The sequence below is a fragment of the Synechococcus sp. LTW-G genome (assembly GCF_054459035.1).
The window spans coordinates 95,792-111,239 of the sequence record NZ_JBTKYW010000003.1; the positions used below are offsets into that span (position 1 = coordinate 95,792).

The 15,448-nt window shown below is 64.8% G+C and carries 18 protein-coding genes; 9 read left to right on the forward strand and 9 right to left on the reverse strand.

Annotated elements, in window-relative coordinates; all coding sequences use genetic code 11:
* Positions 1-40: 40 nt before the first annotated feature.
* Complete coding sequence (gene pyrC, locus ACXIQ9_RS06825) at positions 41-1,141, reverse strand: dihydroorotase (protein WP_459016175.1); 1,101 nt, start codon at positions 1,139-1,141, stop codon at positions 41-43.
* Between the two features lie 27 nt (positions 1,142-1,168).
* Positions 1,169-1,738: a YqhA family protein gene (locus ACXIQ9_RS06830; protein WP_010317753.1), complete on the reverse strand. Its 570-nt coding sequence runs from the start codon at positions 1,736-1,738 to the stop codon at positions 1,169-1,171.
* 146 nt (positions 1,739-1,884) lie between these two features.
* On the opposite strand from ACXIQ9_RS06830, the gene ACXIQ9_RS06835 reads away from it, so the two are divergent.
* From ACXIQ9_RS06835 to selD, 6 genes are read left to right on the forward strand one after another with little or no spacing between them, the layout of a single operon-like run.
* Positions 1,885-2,949: an amino acid ABC transporter substrate-binding protein gene (locus tag ACXIQ9_RS06835; RefSeq protein ID WP_459016176.1), complete on the forward strand. Its 1,065-nt coding sequence runs from the start codon at positions 1,885-1,887 to the stop codon at positions 2,947-2,949.
* On the forward strand, positions 2,949-3,905 hold the full coding sequence (locus ACXIQ9_RS06840) for an ABC transporter permease subunit (protein ID WP_010317755.1): 957 nt from the start codon (positions 2,949-2,951) through the stop codon (positions 3,903-3,905). The genes ACXIQ9_RS06835 and ACXIQ9_RS06840 overlap by 1 nt, the downstream gene beginning before the upstream one ends.
* A complete protein-coding gene (locus ACXIQ9_RS06845) occupies positions 3,905-5,116 on the forward strand; it encodes an amino acid ABC transporter permease (RefSeq protein ID WP_459016177.1) in 1,212 nt (403 codons plus the stop codon). The genes ACXIQ9_RS06840 and ACXIQ9_RS06845 overlap by 1 nt, the downstream gene beginning before the upstream one ends.
* A 7-nt stretch (positions 5,117-5,123) precedes the next feature.
* Complete coding sequence (locus ACXIQ9_RS06850; protein WP_296415223.1) at positions 5,124-5,867, forward strand: amino acid ABC transporter ATP-binding protein; 744 nt, start codon at positions 5,124-5,126, stop codon at positions 5,865-5,867.
* Complete coding sequence (locus tag ACXIQ9_RS06855; RefSeq protein ID WP_459016178.1) at positions 5,868-7,310, forward strand: MFS transporter; 1,443 nt, start codon at positions 5,868-5,870, stop codon at positions 7,308-7,310.
* A complete protein-coding gene (selD, locus tag ACXIQ9_RS06860; protein WP_459016179.1) occupies positions 7,307-9,361 on the forward strand; it encodes a selenide, water dikinase SelD in 2,055 nt (684 codons plus the stop codon). Before ACXIQ9_RS06855 ends, selD begins: the two co-directional genes overlap by 4 nt.
* Here selD and ACXIQ9_RS06865 read toward each other — a convergent pair.
* The 5 genes from ACXIQ9_RS06865 to ACXIQ9_RS06885 form a co-directional block, all read right to left on the reverse strand.
* The gene (locus ACXIQ9_RS06865; RefSeq protein ID WP_459016180.1) at positions 9,358-10,164 is read right to left on the reverse strand and encodes a hypothetical protein; all 807 of its coding nucleotides are present in this window, start codon (positions 10,162-10,164) and stop codon (positions 9,358-9,360) included. The genes selD and ACXIQ9_RS06865 overlap by 4 nt on opposite strands.
* Before the next feature lie 7 nt (positions 10,165-10,171).
* Positions 10,172-10,456: a 2Fe-2S iron-sulfur cluster-binding protein gene (locus ACXIQ9_RS06870; protein WP_247478889.1), complete on the reverse strand. Its 285-nt coding sequence runs from the start codon at positions 10,454-10,456 to the stop codon at positions 10,172-10,174.
* A gap of 45 nt (positions 10,457-10,501) precedes the next feature.
* Positions 10,502-11,188, reverse strand: coding sequence for a response regulator transcription factor (locus ACXIQ9_RS06875; protein ID WP_010317762.1), 687 nt, complete (start codon positions 11,186-11,188; stop codon positions 10,502-10,504).
* A 178-nt stretch (positions 11,189-11,366) separates the two neighbouring features.
* Complete coding sequence (locus ACXIQ9_RS06880; protein WP_296421252.1) at positions 11,367-11,606, reverse strand: DUF3136 domain-containing protein; 240 nt, start codon at positions 11,604-11,606, stop codon at positions 11,367-11,369.
* Between the two features lie 4 nt (positions 11,607-11,610).
* Positions 11,611-11,829: a CP12 domain-containing protein gene (locus ACXIQ9_RS06885; protein WP_296419690.1), complete on the reverse strand. Its 219-nt coding sequence runs from the start codon at positions 11,827-11,829 to the stop codon at positions 11,611-11,613.
* A 91-nt stretch (positions 11,830-11,920) separates the two neighbouring features.
* Here ACXIQ9_RS06885 and ACXIQ9_RS06890 point away from each other — a divergent pair, with 91 nt between their 5' ends.
* Both ACXIQ9_RS06890 and ACXIQ9_RS06895 read left to right on the forward strand, forming a co-directional pair.
* A complete protein-coding gene (locus ACXIQ9_RS06890) occupies positions 11,921-12,469 on the forward strand; it encodes a hypothetical protein (RefSeq protein WP_459016181.1) in 549 nt (182 codons plus the stop codon).
* Positions 12,469-12,822, forward strand: a complete 354-nt coding sequence (locus tag ACXIQ9_RS06895; RefSeq protein WP_247478883.1) for a hypothetical protein — start codon at positions 12,469-12,471, stop codon at positions 12,820-12,822. Before ACXIQ9_RS06890 ends, ACXIQ9_RS06895 begins: the two co-directional genes overlap by 1 nt.
* Here the strand turns inward: ACXIQ9_RS06895 and arsJ are convergent.
* Together arsJ and ACXIQ9_RS06905 are read right to left on the reverse strand one after the other, a co-directional pair.
* Entirely contained in the window at positions 12,819-14,042 is a 1,224-nt protein-coding gene (arsJ, locus tag ACXIQ9_RS06900; protein ID WP_459016182.1) for an organoarsenical effux MFS transporter ArsJ, read from the reverse strand. The two genes, ACXIQ9_RS06895 and arsJ, sit on opposite strands and share 4 nt — an antisense overlap.
* Positions 14,039-15,052, reverse strand: coding sequence for an ArsJ-associated glyceraldehyde-3-phosphate dehydrogenase (locus ACXIQ9_RS06905; protein ID WP_459016288.1), 1,014 nt, complete (start codon positions 15,050-15,052; stop codon positions 14,039-14,041). The genes arsJ and ACXIQ9_RS06905 overlap by 4 nt, the downstream gene beginning before the upstream one ends.
* Positions 15,053-15,137: 85 nt before the next feature.
* Here ACXIQ9_RS06905 and ACXIQ9_RS06910 point away from each other — a divergent pair, with 85 nt between their 5' ends.
* Complete coding sequence (locus tag ACXIQ9_RS06910) at positions 15,138-15,434, forward strand: ArsR/SmtB family transcription factor (protein WP_232197326.1); 297 nt, start codon at positions 15,138-15,140, stop codon at positions 15,432-15,434.
* The last annotated feature ends 14 nt before the right edge of the window (positions 15,435-15,448 follow it).

Here is a 15,448-nt window from a genome sequence, read left to right on the forward strand (position 1 = left end):
GCGGATTCTTTTGAGCCGTCGTTGAAAGATTGCGAGCTCTTTACGCTGCTGACGCGTGCCATTGCGACTGCTTCAGGCGCCAATTCAGGGTTTCCCCGGCGTGAAAGGGCACCAGGGTTGTCGGCGAGCTGCTGCCGTTCTCCAGTTCCATTAACCCTGGGATGCAGTCGCTGTCGCTGCTGCGCTCCAGTTGGATCGTTCCGTTGTTGAGAGGCAGCCCGTAGAAGTTGGGCCCATGCACGCTGGCGAAGTTCTCCAGGCGATCGAGAACGCCCTCCTCTTCAAAAACCTGCGCGTAGCTCTCAATGGCGAAGGGGGCGTTGTAGATCCCGGCGCAGCCGCAGGCCGATTCCTTGGAGCCCCTGGGGTGGGGAGCGGAGTCGGTCCCCAGGAAAAATTTGCTGCTGCCGCTGGTGGCCGCGGCCCGTAGGGCCAGGCGATGGCGCTCCCGCTTGGCGATGGGCAAGCAATAGAAGTCCGGCCGCAGACCCCCCTGGAAGAGAGCGTTGCGGTTGATGTGGAGGTGGTGGGGGGTGATCGTCGCCGCCAGGTTGGCTGGACCCTCTGCCACGAACTGGGCGGCGTCGGCCGTCGTGATGTGCTCCAGCACCACCTTCAGGGCCGGATGACGCTGGAGCAGAGGGATCAACTGCCGTTCGATGAAGACCGCCTCACGATCAAAGATGTCGACGGCGGGATCGGTGACCTCGCCATGGATCAGCAGCGGCATGCCAATCCGCTCCATGCAGGCGAGCACCGCGCTGATGTGGGCGAGATCGCGCACGCCGGCGTCGGAGTTGGTGGTCGCTCCGGCGGGATAGAGCTTGGCGGCGCTGAAGACGCCCTCGCTGAAGCCCCTTTCGAGCTCGGCTGGCTCGATCGTTTCGGTCAGGTAGGCCGTCATCAGCGGCGTGAAGGCCGCGGCGGCATCCGGACCTTGGCTAGCCGTTAGGGCGGCCGTGATCCGTTCTCGATAGGCCTGTGCCTGCTCAACCGTCGTCACCGGCGGTTTGAGGTTGGGCATCACGATTGCCCGGGCAAACTGCCGCGCCGTGTGGCCGACCACGGCCTGCAGCATCTCCCCATCGCGCAGGTGGAGATGCCAGTCATCCGGGGTGCGGATCGTGAGGGTGCTGCTCATCCCTTCGTTTTACACAATGCGCGAGTCCTACTCAAAGGGGGTTTCCCGGGGCTGATTCCAGGTGGAGCGGTTGGGACCGCCGGAGACCAGATAGGCCGAGAGGGCCAAGAGCAGCACCGAGCCCGAGAACACCAGCAGGTTGGTGGTGTTGTCGATCGGGAAGATCAACATCGACTTGAAGGCCGCCACGATCAAGGCCACCAGGATCACCTTCACCAACTTTTCCTTGAGCACATCCAAGCTGCGGATGTCCAGTAGTCCGTTTCCACCGGCTCCGGGGCTGCGCGCCGCCTCGATGTCGGAGATCAGCAGCTCATAGACGCCGTAGCCAAAGATCATCAGGGCGATCCCGATCAAGTAGAGATCGACGCCGCCGACCAGTTCACCCAGCAGTAGGGCCACCGTGCGGCTGTCATCGGGCGAGGCATCCAGAAGCAGCCCCATCGAGTGCCAGATCTCGGAGGTGCCGCTGATGAAGGTCGCCCCGCTGCCGAGCAGGCTCATCACCACGGGCACGATCGCGATCAAACGGAATTTCCAGAGCCAGCGCTCAAAGACGTTCTCAATGGCCCAGCTCAAGCGCTTGATGGAGCTCATCGACGCGTTGCGTTCAGCGATAGGTGGGGTGACCCTAGGCAGAGCGCGTCGGCGTTTTGATGCTCTGATCGGGGGCTTCATGGCCTCATTGGCGATGGCCCAGCCTTAAAAACCGATGGCACAATTCGCGAAATGAGCCCTGGTTGATGCCCTTTTCCCCCCGCAAGGTCCTTCGAACGCTTCCTCTGCTTGCTGGCCTCGTCCTCACCGGCTGCGCTGTGGAGGGCTCGGGGCCCCAAAGCCAAAAACTGGCCGCGGTGAAAGCCCGCGGGCAATTGGTCTGCGGCGTTGATGGCAAGTTGCCGGGCTTCAGTTTTGTCGCTCCCGATGGCCGCTACCAGGGCTTTGAGGTGGACCTCTGCCGTGCGGTCGCCGCTGGGGTGCTTTCCGATCCCGCCAAGGTGGAGTTCCGCGACCTGAGCGCCAGCGAGCGCTTTGCGGCGGTCAATAGCGGTGAAGTGGATCTGCTCTCCCGCAGCACCACCATGACCCTCAGCCGCGATGCGGCAGGGGGCAATGCCCTCAGCTTTGCGCCGATTCACTTCTATGGCGGTCAGGCCGTGATGGTGAACGCGGGCAGCGGCATCACCTCCTTGAAGCAGTTAGCCGGTAAGCCGATCTGTGTGACCACCGGGACCACGACCGAGCTGAACCTGGCGGATCGGATGCGGGAGCTCAACGCCGCCTACATGCCGCTGAAGTTCCAAAACGATGGTCAGACCTATGGGGCCTACCTCCAGGGCCGTTGCGTGGCGGTCACCAGTGACCGGGCGCTGCTGGCCGCCAAGCGCAGCAGCTTTCCCGATCCCAAGGCCCATGTCCTGCTCGCCGGTGACCTGAGCAAAGAACCCTTGGCCATGGGCACGGTCAACGGTGATCCGGCCTGGGCCGATGCGGTGCGTTGGATCGCCTATGCCCTGATGCAGGCGGAAGAATCCGGCATCACCCAGGCCAACGTCGAGGCCAAGCTCGCTGAGGCCCAGGCCGATAGCAACCAGGCGGATCTGCGGCGCTTCCTGGGGGTCGATGGCCAGCTGGGGCAGCAGCTCGGATTGCCGGCTGACTTTGTCGTTCAGGTGATCAAGGCCGTCGGCAACTACGGCGAGATCTTTGAGCGCAACCTGGGCGTGAACACCCGCATCAACCTGGAGCGGGGCACCAATCGCCAGTGGACCGATGGCGGCCTGATCTATTCGCCGCCCTTCCGCTGATGGCTCCGCCTGTCACCCCTTGGTGGCGCAACCGCCGCCTGATCCCCTGGTTGCTGCAGGCCGCGGTCGGTCTGCTGGTGCTGGTTCTGGTGGCTTTCCTGCTGGGGAACCTGGTGCAGAACCTGGCGGCGGCCGGGTTGCTGCTGACCTGGCGCTGGATCGGCAACCCCGCCGGTTTTGACATCGCCGGCAGTTGGTTGCCCTTCAGCGCCGATCAGCCCTACTGGTGGGCGCTGCTGGCGGGACTGGTTAACACCCTGCGGGTTGTCGTCATCGGTCTGATTGGCGCCTCGATCGTCGGCACCGCCGTCGGCGTGGCCTCCTTTAGTGGCAACGCTCTGCTGCGCGGCCTGGCGCGGGTCTACGTCGAGCTGATCCGCAACATCCCTCTGCTCTTGCAGTTGGTGTTTTGGTATTTCGTCGTCTTCCTCTCCTTGCCGGGTGGTGCCCAGGCAATCCAGTGGCCGGGCGTCGTCCTCGCCCAATCGGGCCTCTACCTGGGGATGCCTGAGTTGGTGAATGGGGTCTGGCAGGCACCGATTCGCCTGAGTGTTGAGTTCGCGGCCCTGCTGACCGGTCTGATCGTCTACATCTCGGCCTTCATCTCGGAGGTGGTGCGCGGCGGGATTGCTTCGGTGCCCAAGGGGCAGTGGGAGGCTGCCCGTGCCCTGGGCTTCAGCCCCCTGCAAACCCTGCGCCGGGTGGTCCTGCCCCAGGCCCTGCCGGTGATCGTGCCTGGTTTGAACAACCAGTACATCTCCCTGGCGAAGAGTTCCTCGCTCGCCATCGCCTGCGGCTACGCCGATCTCTATTCGGTGGCGGAGACAACCCTCAACCAAACCGGACGGGCGGTGGAGGTGATGGTGATCCTGCTGGGGGCCTACCTGGCTATGGACCTGGTGATCTCTGCCCTGATGAATGCGCTGAACCGCGCGGTGCAGCTGAGGAGCCGTTGATGGAGCGCTCCTCTTCTCTGCAACGGCTGAGGGCCGCCCTGTTTGCCTCTCGCCTCGATGGGCTGATCACCGTGGTGCTGCTGGCGGCCTTGCTGGCTGGCGGCCAGGCCCTGCTGCACTGGTTGGTCTTTAAGGCCCAGTGGGCGGTCATTCAGGCCAACAGCACCCTGTTCGCCATCGGCCGCTATCCCCTGGATCAGCAGTGGCGTCTTTGGCTGCTGAGCGTTCTTCTGGCGGCAGCCACGGGGGTGAGTTGGGGATGGCTGCGGGCCTTCCCTCGCCCCGATCGCCGGGCACGGCTTTGGCCGGCGAACGACCGTCTGGCCGCTGCCCTGCTCGCCGGCTTGGCGTTGCTCCTGCCCCTGTTTCTTCAGCTCAGTGCTGTCATCAGCCAGCGTTGGTGGGGGATCACGGCGCTGCTGTTGGCCTGCCGCTGGCTGGCCGGGCGCCTTGGCCCGGCCCTTCCCGCTGCCTTCCGCCGCGGCTGGCCCGTGATCTGGCCGCTGCTGTACCTGCTGGGGATGACCCTGATTGCAGGGGGATTGGGTCTCCCGGTGGTCTCCCCCTCCCGCTGGGGGGGGCTGCTCTTGACCTTGATCGAGGCCAGTTTCGCGATCCTGCTCTGCTTCCCCCTGGGGGTGTTGCTGGCCCTGGGGCGGCGCAGCCGTTTGCCGCTCTTGCGTTGGCTCTCGGTGCTCTACATCGAGTTCATCCGCGGGGCACCGCTGATCACCCTGCTCTTCCTCGGGCAGAACATCCTGGGCTTGCTCTTGCCCGGTGGCTTCTCGCCGGATCGGGTCTGGCGGGCGGCCTGGGTGTTGACCTTCTTTGCGGCGGCCTATGTGGCCGAGGCCGTCCGCTCTGGTCTGGTGGCGTTGCCGCCGGGGCAGATGGAGGCAGCCCGCGCCCTGGGCTTGCCGGTCCATCAGGCCATGCTCAAGGTGGTGCTGCCCCAGGCCCTGCGGGTCGCCCTTCCGGCGATGGTCGGGCAATTCATCAACCTGCTGCAGGACACCACCTTGCTCTCGTTGATTGGTCTGTTTGAGCTGCTGGGCACGGCCCGGGCGGTGATGGCCAATCCCGCGTTCCTCGGCAAGGACGCCGAGGTTTATCTCGTGTTGGCGGTGCTGTTTTGGTGCTGCTGCGCTGCCTTGGGTTTGGGGAGCCGCGCCCTGGAAACCCGCCTGAACTCCAACCCTCAACCCGCCTGAGTCCCCCATGACGGATCGCGACCTGATGATCGAGGCCCGCGGGGTCGAGAAGTGGTACCCCAATGGCTACCACGCTCTGCGGGGTGTGGATCTGAACGTCTACCGCGGTGAGGTGGTGGTGATCATGGGGCCCTCCGGCTCCGGCAAGAGCACCTTCATTCGCACCTTCAATGCCCTGGAGGACATCCAGGGGGGATCGATCGTCGTCGATGGGATGACCCTCTCCGATGACGTGCGCAACATCGATGCGATCCGCCGGGAGGTGGGGATGGTCTTCCAACAGTTCAACCTCTTCCCCCACCTCACGGTGCTGGAGAACCTCTGTCTCGCTCCGGTGCTGGTGCGCAAGCGGAAGAAGGTGGAGGTGGAGCAGGAGGCCTTGGCGCTCCTCGAGCGGGTCAACATCCGCGAGCAGGCCCACAAGTACCCCGGGCAGCTCTCCGGCGGTCAGCAGCAACGGGTGGCGATTGCCCGCTCCCTCTGCATGGAACCGCGGGTGCTGCTCTTCGATGAACCCACCAGTGCCCTTGACCCCGAGATGGTGCAGGAGGTGCTCGAGGTGATGCAGGAGTTAGCCCGTGAGGGGATGACGATGGTGGTCGTCACCCATGAGGTGCGCTTTGCCCGGCAGGTGGCCAGTCGGGTGGTCTTGATGGCCGAGGGGGAGGTGGTGGAGATGGCACCGCCCGAGCAATTCTTCACTGCGCCGCAACACGAGCGCACCCGGCAATTCCTGAGCCAGATTGCCTAAATGGAGAGCCCTCAACCGCGCCAGGTTCAGGCCTACATCGAAGAGGTCCCCCGCTGGTTCAGTGGCGAGTGCCTGGCGGGGCCGCCCCTCTCCTCGATGCAGTGGCTGGTCTGGGTTCTGGCCTCGGCGGGCAAGTTTTTTGAGGGATTCGTCGTCTTCATCGGCGGCATTGCCCTGCCCCTGCTCCATGAGGAATTTGCCCTCAACGCCAGTGAACGCGGCCTGCTGACGGCAGCACCGTTGTTCGGGATCTTGCTGGGCGCTTTGGTGCTCGGCGGGCTGGCGGATCGCTGGGGTCGTAAGCCGGTCTTCATCGCCGAGATGCTCTTGCTGCTCGTCGGCTTGATCGGAGCGGCCTTAAGCCCCAGTTTTGCTGTGCTGCTGAGTTGCCTTCTGCTGGTGGGGGTAGCCCTGGGGGCGGACTATCCGACGGCCCATCTGGTGATCTCGGAATCGATCCCTTCAGCGATCCGTGGGCGTTTGGTTCTGGGGGCCTTCAGCTTTCAGGCCCTGGGGGCCCTGGCAGCCACGGCTCTGGGCATTGGGGTGCTGCTGCTGCGTCCGGAGCTACAGGCCTGGCGCAGTTTCTATCTCTATCCCGTGATCCCGGTGGCATTGGTGGCGTGGGGTCGTCTGCTGCTGCCGGAGAGCAGTCACTGGCTGGCCTGCCGCGGTGATCTCCAGGGAGCCGAGCAACAACTGGGGTTGCTGTTGAACCGCTCCGATGTGGAGCTCAAGCCGCCTGAAGGCCCCTCCAGGAGCCATGGCTCCTGGAGGGAGCTGTTCCAAGGGCGACTGCTCCGGGCCACGCTGCTCTCCTCGGTCCCCTGGTTCCTTCAGGACGTCTCGACCTATGGCATCGGCATCTTCACGCCGGTGATCATCGGCTCCTTCTTTGGCTCTGAGATGGGTGGTCACACCGTCAGCGGGGTGATCCACGACGACCTGCTGGGGGCCAAGGGTGCGGCGCTTGTGGATTTGGCCTTCGTGGCCGGGATCGCGGTGGCGATCGCCCTGGCGGATCGCTGGGGACGGATTCCCCTGCAGGTGCTGGGCTTCATCGGCTGTGCCCTGGGGTTGGTCATGGCGGCCCTGGGCTCAGGTGATGGGCCCTGGGGGCAGAGCCTTCCCCTGATCCTCTGTGGTTTTGTCCTCTTCCAGTTCATGACCAACGTCGGTCCGAACGCCCAGACCTATTTGTTGGCCGGGGAGCTCTTCCCGACTCACCTGCGGGGCCTCGGGGCCGGCTTGGCCGCTGCGGCTGGGAAGGTGGGAGCGGTGTTAACGGCCTTCCTTTTCCCTGTTCTCCTGGCCCAGTGGGGGACGCAGCGTCTGCTGCCGTTGCTGGTGTTCACCTCCCTAGTGGGGGCTGCGGTGACCTGGATCTATCGCATCGAAACCAAGGGCCTGGATCTGGGCGCCTCGGCCCAGCGGCGACCTTGAGCGATCCCGATCAGCTGCTGCTGCTGGCGGGGGGTGGCCACAGCCATGCCCTGCTGCTGCGGCGCTGGTTGATGCGGCCGCAGCTCAAGCCCAAACGCACCGCCGTGGTGCTGGTCAATCGGGGTAGCACCGCCCTGTATTCCGGCATGGTGCCGGGGCTGGTGGCGGGTCTCTACAGCCACGAGGACTGCGCCATTGATCTGCGCGATCTCTGCCAGCGGGCGGGCGTGGCCTTTGTGCGCGCTGAGATCACGGGACTCGATCTGCCGCGCTCCCAGTTGCTGCTGGCCGGGCGGCCGCCGTTGCAGTTCGATCGCCTCAGCCTGGATCTGGGCTGTCAGACCCAACACGCCGAGGGGCAACTCGGGGTGAAGCCGCTGGAGCCCTTCCTGCAGTGGCTCAAGCAGGCACCGCCGTCGCTAACCATCCGCGGGGGCGGTGCCGCTGCGGTGGAGGTGGCCCTGGCCCTGCGGGCCCAGGGGCATCAGCCCGAGCTGCTGTTGCGCGGTGAGCAGCTGCACTTGGGATCGCTAGCGGCGAACCGCGCCGGAGAGCGCCTGTTGGCGGAGGCCGGCATCCCCCTGGGCCGCGGCGTCGGTCCCGAGCGGCCTGCAGATTTGGCCTGCACCGGCAGTGAGGCGCCGCCCTGGCTGGCGGCCAGTGGCCTGCCCTGCGATCCCCAGACCGGGCGGATCTGGACGGAGCCCAGTCTGGCGGTGGAGGGCCATCCCCGGATCTTTGCCAGCGGCGACTGCGGGCTGATTCGCCGGGATCCTCGGCCGGCGTCCGGGGTCTGGGCTGTGCGTGCGGCGCCGCTGCTGGCGATCAACCTCAAACGCAGCCTCGAGCAACCCAAGCGAGCGCTGAGGCCTTGGCGTCCCCAGGCCAGGGCCCTGCAGTTGCTGGGCGATGGCCGTACGCGGGCGGTGGCCTTCTACGGGCCCTGGTCCCTGGGCCCCTCCCGCTGGCTCTGGCGCTGGAAAGAGGCGATTGATCGACGCTTCATGGCCGGATTCGCCCGCACCGGAGCCATGGCCGCTGGGGCCCCGATGGCCTGCCGGGGCTGCGCCGCCAAGCTGGCGGCTGACCCCCTGGAGGGCGCCCTGGCCCGCCTGCAGCCGGGGGGGAACTGCCCACCGCCGGAGGACGCCGCGGTCCTGGCCGCCACGTCAACCGGCGGGTTGTTGCTGCAAAGCCTCGATGGGTTTCCGGCGTTGCTGGATGACCCCTGGCTCAATGCCCGGCTGACCACCCTGCATGCCAGCAGCGACATCTGGGCCTGTGGCGCCCAGCTGCAGAGCGTTCAGGCCCTGGTGACCCTGCCGGAGGCCGCCGCGCCGCTGCAACAGGAGCTGCTCTTTCAGACCCTGGCGGGGGTGCGTTCGGTGCTCGATCCCCTGGGGGTGCCCTTGCTGGGTGGTCACACCCTGGAGGGGCGCGATGGTGCGGGCTTGGCCTTGAGCCTGAGCGTGAATGGATCGGTTGATCCGCAGCGGCATTGGCCCAAGGGGCCCCTACAGAGCGATCAGGTGTTGCTCTTGACCCGGCCCATCGGCACCGGGGTGCTCTTCGCGGCGGCCATGGCCGGGGTTGCCAAACCCCAGTGGATTGACGCGGCCCTGGAGACGATGCAGCAAAGCCAGGCTCCCCTGGTGGAGCTGTTGCAGCGCTACGGCTGCAGCGCCTGCACCGACATCACTGGCTTTGGTCTGCTCGGCCACCTCGGTGAAATGCTCGGCGCCGGCCAAGAGGTGGAGTTAGATCCGGGGGCCATTCCTGCCCTGGCCGGTGCCCGCGCCCTGTTGGAACAGGGGCAGGCCAGCACCTTGGCCCCCTCCAACGCCAGGGCCCTGGCTCGGCTGGATCCCGGGGGTGGGGTGCGTCTGAGCGCCCCAGCCTCCGCCGTCGATCAGCAGCTCTGGATCGACCCGCAGACCTGCGGTCCGCTGTTGGCTGCTCTGCCGGCTTCCCGCGCTGAGGCAGCCCTGGAGCATCTGGGGCAGTTGGGCTTTGCGCAGGCCGCGGTGATCGCCAGGGTGCTGATCGCTTAGTCGCGCACCAGCCAACCGACCGTCAGGTCCCCTGGATCGCGCTGGAGGTAGAGGTAGCCGCGGGCCCCATTGCTGCGGCGGCCATTCACGATCAAGGCGCTGTAGTTGTAGGCCCGTCCCTTCTCGTCGGTTTGCTGGATGGTGCCCCAGCAGCTCTTGGGGTTCAGGCTGAGCTGGCCGCTGTAGCGCGCGGTTTCGCTGTCAGCGCCATAGCTGGAGAGGGCCAGCCCCTCCACCCGGCCGTCCTTCCACTGCTCGCGCTGCACGACGGCGTTGGGACTCCAGCCGCCTTGGACTTGGCTGAGCCCCATCTGCCGGCTGACCACCAGGCCGTTGAGGTTGGCGCTGTTGCAGCGCCCGGTGGCCATGGGCAGCCAACTGCTGCTGATCACTCGGCCTTCGGTGCGGATCAAGCCATAGACCGGACGACCGCGACCATCGAGCACCACCTCGCTGCGGTCGATGCCCCAAGGCAGTTGCCGTTCGATCACCGCCACGCAGTCGTCCGTGATCCTGCGCTGGCCCCGATAGGCACTGCGGCGTTCTTCGCTGCCCAGTCGTTCCACCAGCAGGCCCTCGACCTGCCCCCCGGACAACCAGCGCTCCTCCATGAGGCGAGCGGTTGGGGTCTTGCTGGCGGTGACCACGCCAGCTCCCCAGACGGCGAAGCGTCCGCTACTGCTCGGGCAACGGCTCTCGGCGGCCTGAAGCGGATGCATCGGAACTGCCCCGGCAAGCAGTGCTGCAGACAGAAGAATGCGAGCGGTGCCCATGGCCGTACTCCCCGGGATGGCTTGGCGCATCTTGGTGTTAATTCAGCTCGGCGGCTACGTCCGTGCGCAGCAGGCAGTCGCTGCGCGGATAGCTGACGCAGAGCAAGGCATAGCCCTGCTCGATTTGTGGCCCATCGAGGAAGCTCTGATCGGCTTGATCCACCGTCCCCTGCAGCACTTGGGCAGCACAGGTGCTGCAGGCACCTGCCCGGCAGGAGAAGGGCAGGTCGATGCCGGCAGCCTCCGCCGCATCAAGGATGTACTGCTCGCTGTTGCAAGGAAAGGAGCCAGCCGCCTCAAGCGTGATGGTGTGGCTGGCCATGGCAGGCGGCGCAATCAGATAGTTGGGTTCTAGCCACGCTTCGGCCTAGATCTTCACCATCCCGCAACGCATTCCCTTGAGGACCGCCTGAACCCGGTTGTTGACCTCCAGGGTTTTCAGCAGCCGCTTGGTGTAGGTGCGCGCGGTCTCCTCGCTGACCACCAGCTGTTCAGCAATTTCACGGTCCGTCAGGCCGCTGGCCAAAAGATCCAGGACTTCATATTCCCTTGGGGTCAGGCGCGGGCAGCTCAGGTACGGCAGCTGGCCAGAGCGAAGGGAGGGACTGCGGTAGGCGTGATGGCCCATCACCGCCAGGACAGCAGCCTCCAGCGGTTTTTGGTCTTCGATGAAGTCCGCCTCGGCCACGACCGCCTCCAGCCAGGACGCCTCGGCATGTTCCACCGGAATCGCATCCCCCAAGGCGAGCATCACCACCTTCAGCTGGGGTTGTAGTGCCTTGGCCTTGCGGGCGAGATCGAAGCCGCTGCCGCTTTCAAGAAAGTCGGTGCAGATCAGCAGCTCGTAGGGCTCTTGGCTCAGATAGTTCAGGCAGCTCGCTTCATCGGTGACGGCGCAGCCGATGAGCTCGGTCTCACGAAAGCTCTCGCAGAGGCAGCGCAGAAAAAAGCGCCCTTTCATCGCCAGCGCAACCTTCCCGCTGACGGCAACCGAGAGCAGGACCTCATCAAGGTTGCTTCCTTGCAGCGTCTCCAGATAGGGGGTGAGATCCATCACTCACTCCGAGCGGTGCATCCATCATCGACCTGCGGTGGCCCCGCCGGTTGGATCCTGTGAATTCGACTTATTTCGTGTCTAATCCAATCGCGCGCTCAATAAAAAATCCCGCACAGCGCTTTTGTGCGGGATTGAGTGATTGACCTCTGTCGTGAGATCGAACACAAAGCCGGTCTCACGCTTTTGGTGTGGATTGTGCTTTGAGCAGTTGGGCGTAGAGGTAATCGGGTGATTTGTACTGCCTAGGAAGACAGTGGTGGAGGGTGGCCAATTTTCCCCAACACACCGTTTTTTGGATCTTGTTGAGGGTGCGCTTCTCTGCAATCAGCATCTTCAGTGCCTTGCAGTAGAGCTGATAGTTGGCCTCCAGTTCACCAATGGTGATGCTGGGTGCTTGGGGCGCGGTAGCGGTCATCGGACTAGTCGTCATAGACGAGGCAGCCGGGCGCCTCAGGATTCAGATCGCAGTAGACCTCCATCGGGGTGGGGTCTTTGCTCTCGCCGGGGTGGTGGGCCTTGTAGGTCTCGAGGTCCTTGAGCTCGGCTTCAAGGTGAGCGGCCTTGGGTTTGTCGCCTTCGTTGCGGGCTTTCTCCAGCTCGCTGCGGTCCTGGGCGATGTGGGCGTCGATGCTGTCCAAGAGCTCGTCTTTGCTGCGGTGTACAGCTAGATCTGGCCACCCGTCCCTCGATACCCCCAAATGGGGTCGTTGTCGCTCGAGTCCTGCGAGCATGGGCGCACTCGTCCGGATGATTCGGATGCCTCACCCTCGGCTAGGGGCCGCGGTACTGGTGCTGCTGCTGTTGGCCAGCTGTTCAGGGCCCGCAAGCAGGAACGCTCCTCAGCAGGACAGCGAGGCGCAGCGCCAGGCCCTGGTGCAATGCCGGCGCTATCGCGAGAGCCTGCCGCCGCTGGTGGAGCGCTACCGCGAGACCGAGTCGCGGTTGAAGGCGCTTGAGGAAGAGTCGTTCACCTCGGCCTTGGCGCCCCTTCCCCTGGACCCCGAAGAGCAACGTCTACTGACGATCTACGACCAGCAGACCGAGCAGGAGCAGTACGAGCAGGCCGTGGCGGAGTGGCGGCGCAGTGAAGCCAAACGCCGTCTGGTCTGGCAGGAGGCCCTGCAGCAGCGCCAGGAGGCTGCGGTGACCGAGCGCGATCAGCTTGCGGATCAACTGCGCACGATTCATCCAGCCCTGTTGACCGCTGCCAAGCCCCCGAGCCTGGATGCCAAGGAGTTGGAGCGCTTTCTGGCCTGCTCGGTGGAGCGCCAGCGTTAATGGCATTCCGCCTGCGTGCCCCCCTGGGGGAGGCGATCTCCTTGCTGTTGCTGGCTTGGCCCTGTGCTGGTTGGGCGCAGCCGCAGCCTCCAGAGCTTGTGGGCGATTGCGTGCGGCGCTTTGGCCACACCGGCTGTGCAGCGCGGCTCTATGCCCAGCTGCTCTGCGACTCGTTTGATCAGCCCGCGCTGTTGTTGGCCCAGCAACAGCGCCTCAGCGAGGCCTTTGAGCGGGAGGGGGTGTCCTTTGCCGGGATCCTGCCTGAGGAGGTGGAAACTGCCGCCGTTCGCTATTACACGCCGATGCTCTGCCCGGAGCGCAGCCCGCAGATCCGTGCGCTGTTTCAGCGCTAGGCGCTTCGCACTGGCGGCAGCTTCAGGCTGAACAGCCAGGCCAGTCCCACCATCAACGCCGAGCACCAGAGACAGGCCTGGAGCCCGCCGATCAGAAAGATCGCTCCCGAGAGCAGGGTGCCAAGCAGCCGTCCTGCGGCATTGGCCATGTAATAGAAGCCCACGTCCAGGCTCACTGCTTCGCCGTCGCTGTAGGCGAGAACCATGTAGCTATGAATCGAGGAGTTCATCGCAAAGACCACCCCGAAGGCAGTTAGACCTGCCACCACCGCCAGACCTGGATCGGCGACCTGTCGCCATAGGGCAATGGCAATCAAGGCGGGAATCGCCGTGAGCAGGGCGCTCCAAAACTGCACGGCTGATGCGCCAGGGGGCCTGGTTTGTCCCCAGCTGCGCCGCAGGGCCGGAGCGGATCCCTGAACGATTCCGTAGCCAATCACCCAGAGGCCCATGAAGCTGCCCACTTCCCAGAAGCGCCAGTTCAGGGTCGTCTCCAGGAAGACCGGTAAGGCGACCACAAACCAGACATCCCGAGCCCCAAAGAGGAACATCCGCGCCAGTGAGAGCACGTTGATGCCCTCGCTTTTGGAGAACAGGGAGTGGACTTTGGGCTTGCGTTTCATCTGCCCCATGTCGGCCGGCAGCCCCAGGGTGACCAGAAAGGCCAGTATCAAACCCGCCGCCATTACGCCCACCGACGCGTTGAAGCCCAGGGCGGTCAAGAGGACGCCCCCCAGGAAAAAACCAACGCCCTTGAGGGCATTTTTGGAGCCGGTCAGGATCGCCACCCAGCGGAAGAGTTGCTGATCGCCGTCATGGCTCTTGACGACGGTTTTGATCGCGCTTTTGGCGCTCATCTTGTTGAGATCCTTGGCGATCCCGCTCAGGGCCTGGGCGGCCATGACGTAGGCAACGCTCCACCACTTCGGCCAGGAGTCCGCCACCGGAATCAGCATCAGCAGGGCGCCGATCTGCATCCAGGTGCCGAGCCAAAGCGTCAGCCGCAGGCCAAAACGGGCCCCAAGCCATCCGCCGTAGAGGTTGGTCAGGATCCCAAAGAACTCATAGAAGAGAAAGAGAAAGGCAATCTCCAGGCTGGTGTAGCCCAGCTGATGGAAGTGGAAGACCACCAGCATCCGCAGGGCCCCATCGGTGAGGGTGAAGGCCCAGTAATTGGCGGTGACCCGCTGGTACTGCTGCAGGGCGGAGAGTCCGCTCATCCTTGGGACTCCAGCTGGACGAGATGGCTGACCAGATCGGCCATGCGGGAGCTGTAGCCCCACTCGTTGTCGTACCAGCCGTAGACCTTCAGCTGGGTCCCGTCGACCACCATCGTGGAGAGGGCATCGATGACCACGCTGCGGTTGTCGTTGACGTAGTCGATGGAGACCAGCGGCCGGCTTTCGTAGCCCAGGATTCCCTTGAGTGCCCCCTGCGCGGCCTGCTGGAAGGCCTGGTTGACCGCCTCTGCGCTGGTGGGTCGCTCGAGCTCAAAGACCGCATCGGTCAAGGAGGCATTCAGCAGGGGGATACGAACGGCATGGCCGTTGAGCTTGCCCTCGAGCTCCGGGAAGATCATGGCGATGGCCTTGGCTGATCCGGTGGTGGTGGGGATCAGCGATTGCAGGCAGGAGCGTGAGCGCCGCAGGTCGCTTTTGAAGGCGTCGACCACCACCTGGGTGTTGGTGACGTCATGCAGGGTCGTGATCGAGCCATGGCGGATGCCGAACTGCTCATGCACGACCTTCACGATCGGGGCCAGGCAGTTGGTGGTGCAGGACGCCGCGGTCACCAGCCTGTGCTGGTTGGGGTCATAGAGGTCGTGGTTGATCCCATAGACGATGTTCAGTGCGCCTTTGACGGGGCAGCCCACCACCACGCGCTGGATGCCGCCTTGGCTGAAATAGGGCTCGAGGGCCTCGGTGGTCTTGAAGCGGCCGCTGCACTCGAGCACCATCTCCACACCTGCGGCAGACCAGGGCGCCTCGGCGGGGGTGCCGTTGCGGCTGAAGTTCAGGCGCCGCCCATCGATCAGCAGCTCGGTCTCGCTGAGGGCCTCAGCCTGGCGATCCCAGCGACCATGGACGGAGTCAAAGCAGAGCAGGTGGGCGGCTGACTCGGCCGTGGCCTGGTTGTCGTTGATCTGAACGATCTCAATGCCTGGCCGTCCCCAGAGGGCGCGGCAGACCAGTCGTCCGATGCGTCCAAAGCCGTTGATGCCAATGCGCACGACCAACCCCAATCAACAGATCAACAAAGTTTGATGCATCAAGGTTTCTTGATTGGTTAAGGTGCGGTTAGGCCTGCTCCGAGCTGTGTCCCAAGCCCTCAGCGCGTTGTTCAAGGCCCTGGCGGATCCCCATCGCCTGGAGGTGGCCCTGGCGCTGGCGGGGGGTGAGCGCTGCGTCTGTGAGCTGACCGAGCAGATGGGCCTGGCCCAGTCCAAGCTCTCCTTTCACCTCAAGGTGATGCGCGAGGCGGGCCTGCTGGAGTCCCGGGTTCAGGGGCGCTGGGTCTACTACCGCCTGAGCCCTGAGGCCCTGGCCGAATTGAGTGATTGGCTTCAGCGTTTGCAGACCAGTAGGCCCCTCAAAGCCCAGTCCTGCTGCTGATTCACGCAACGTTC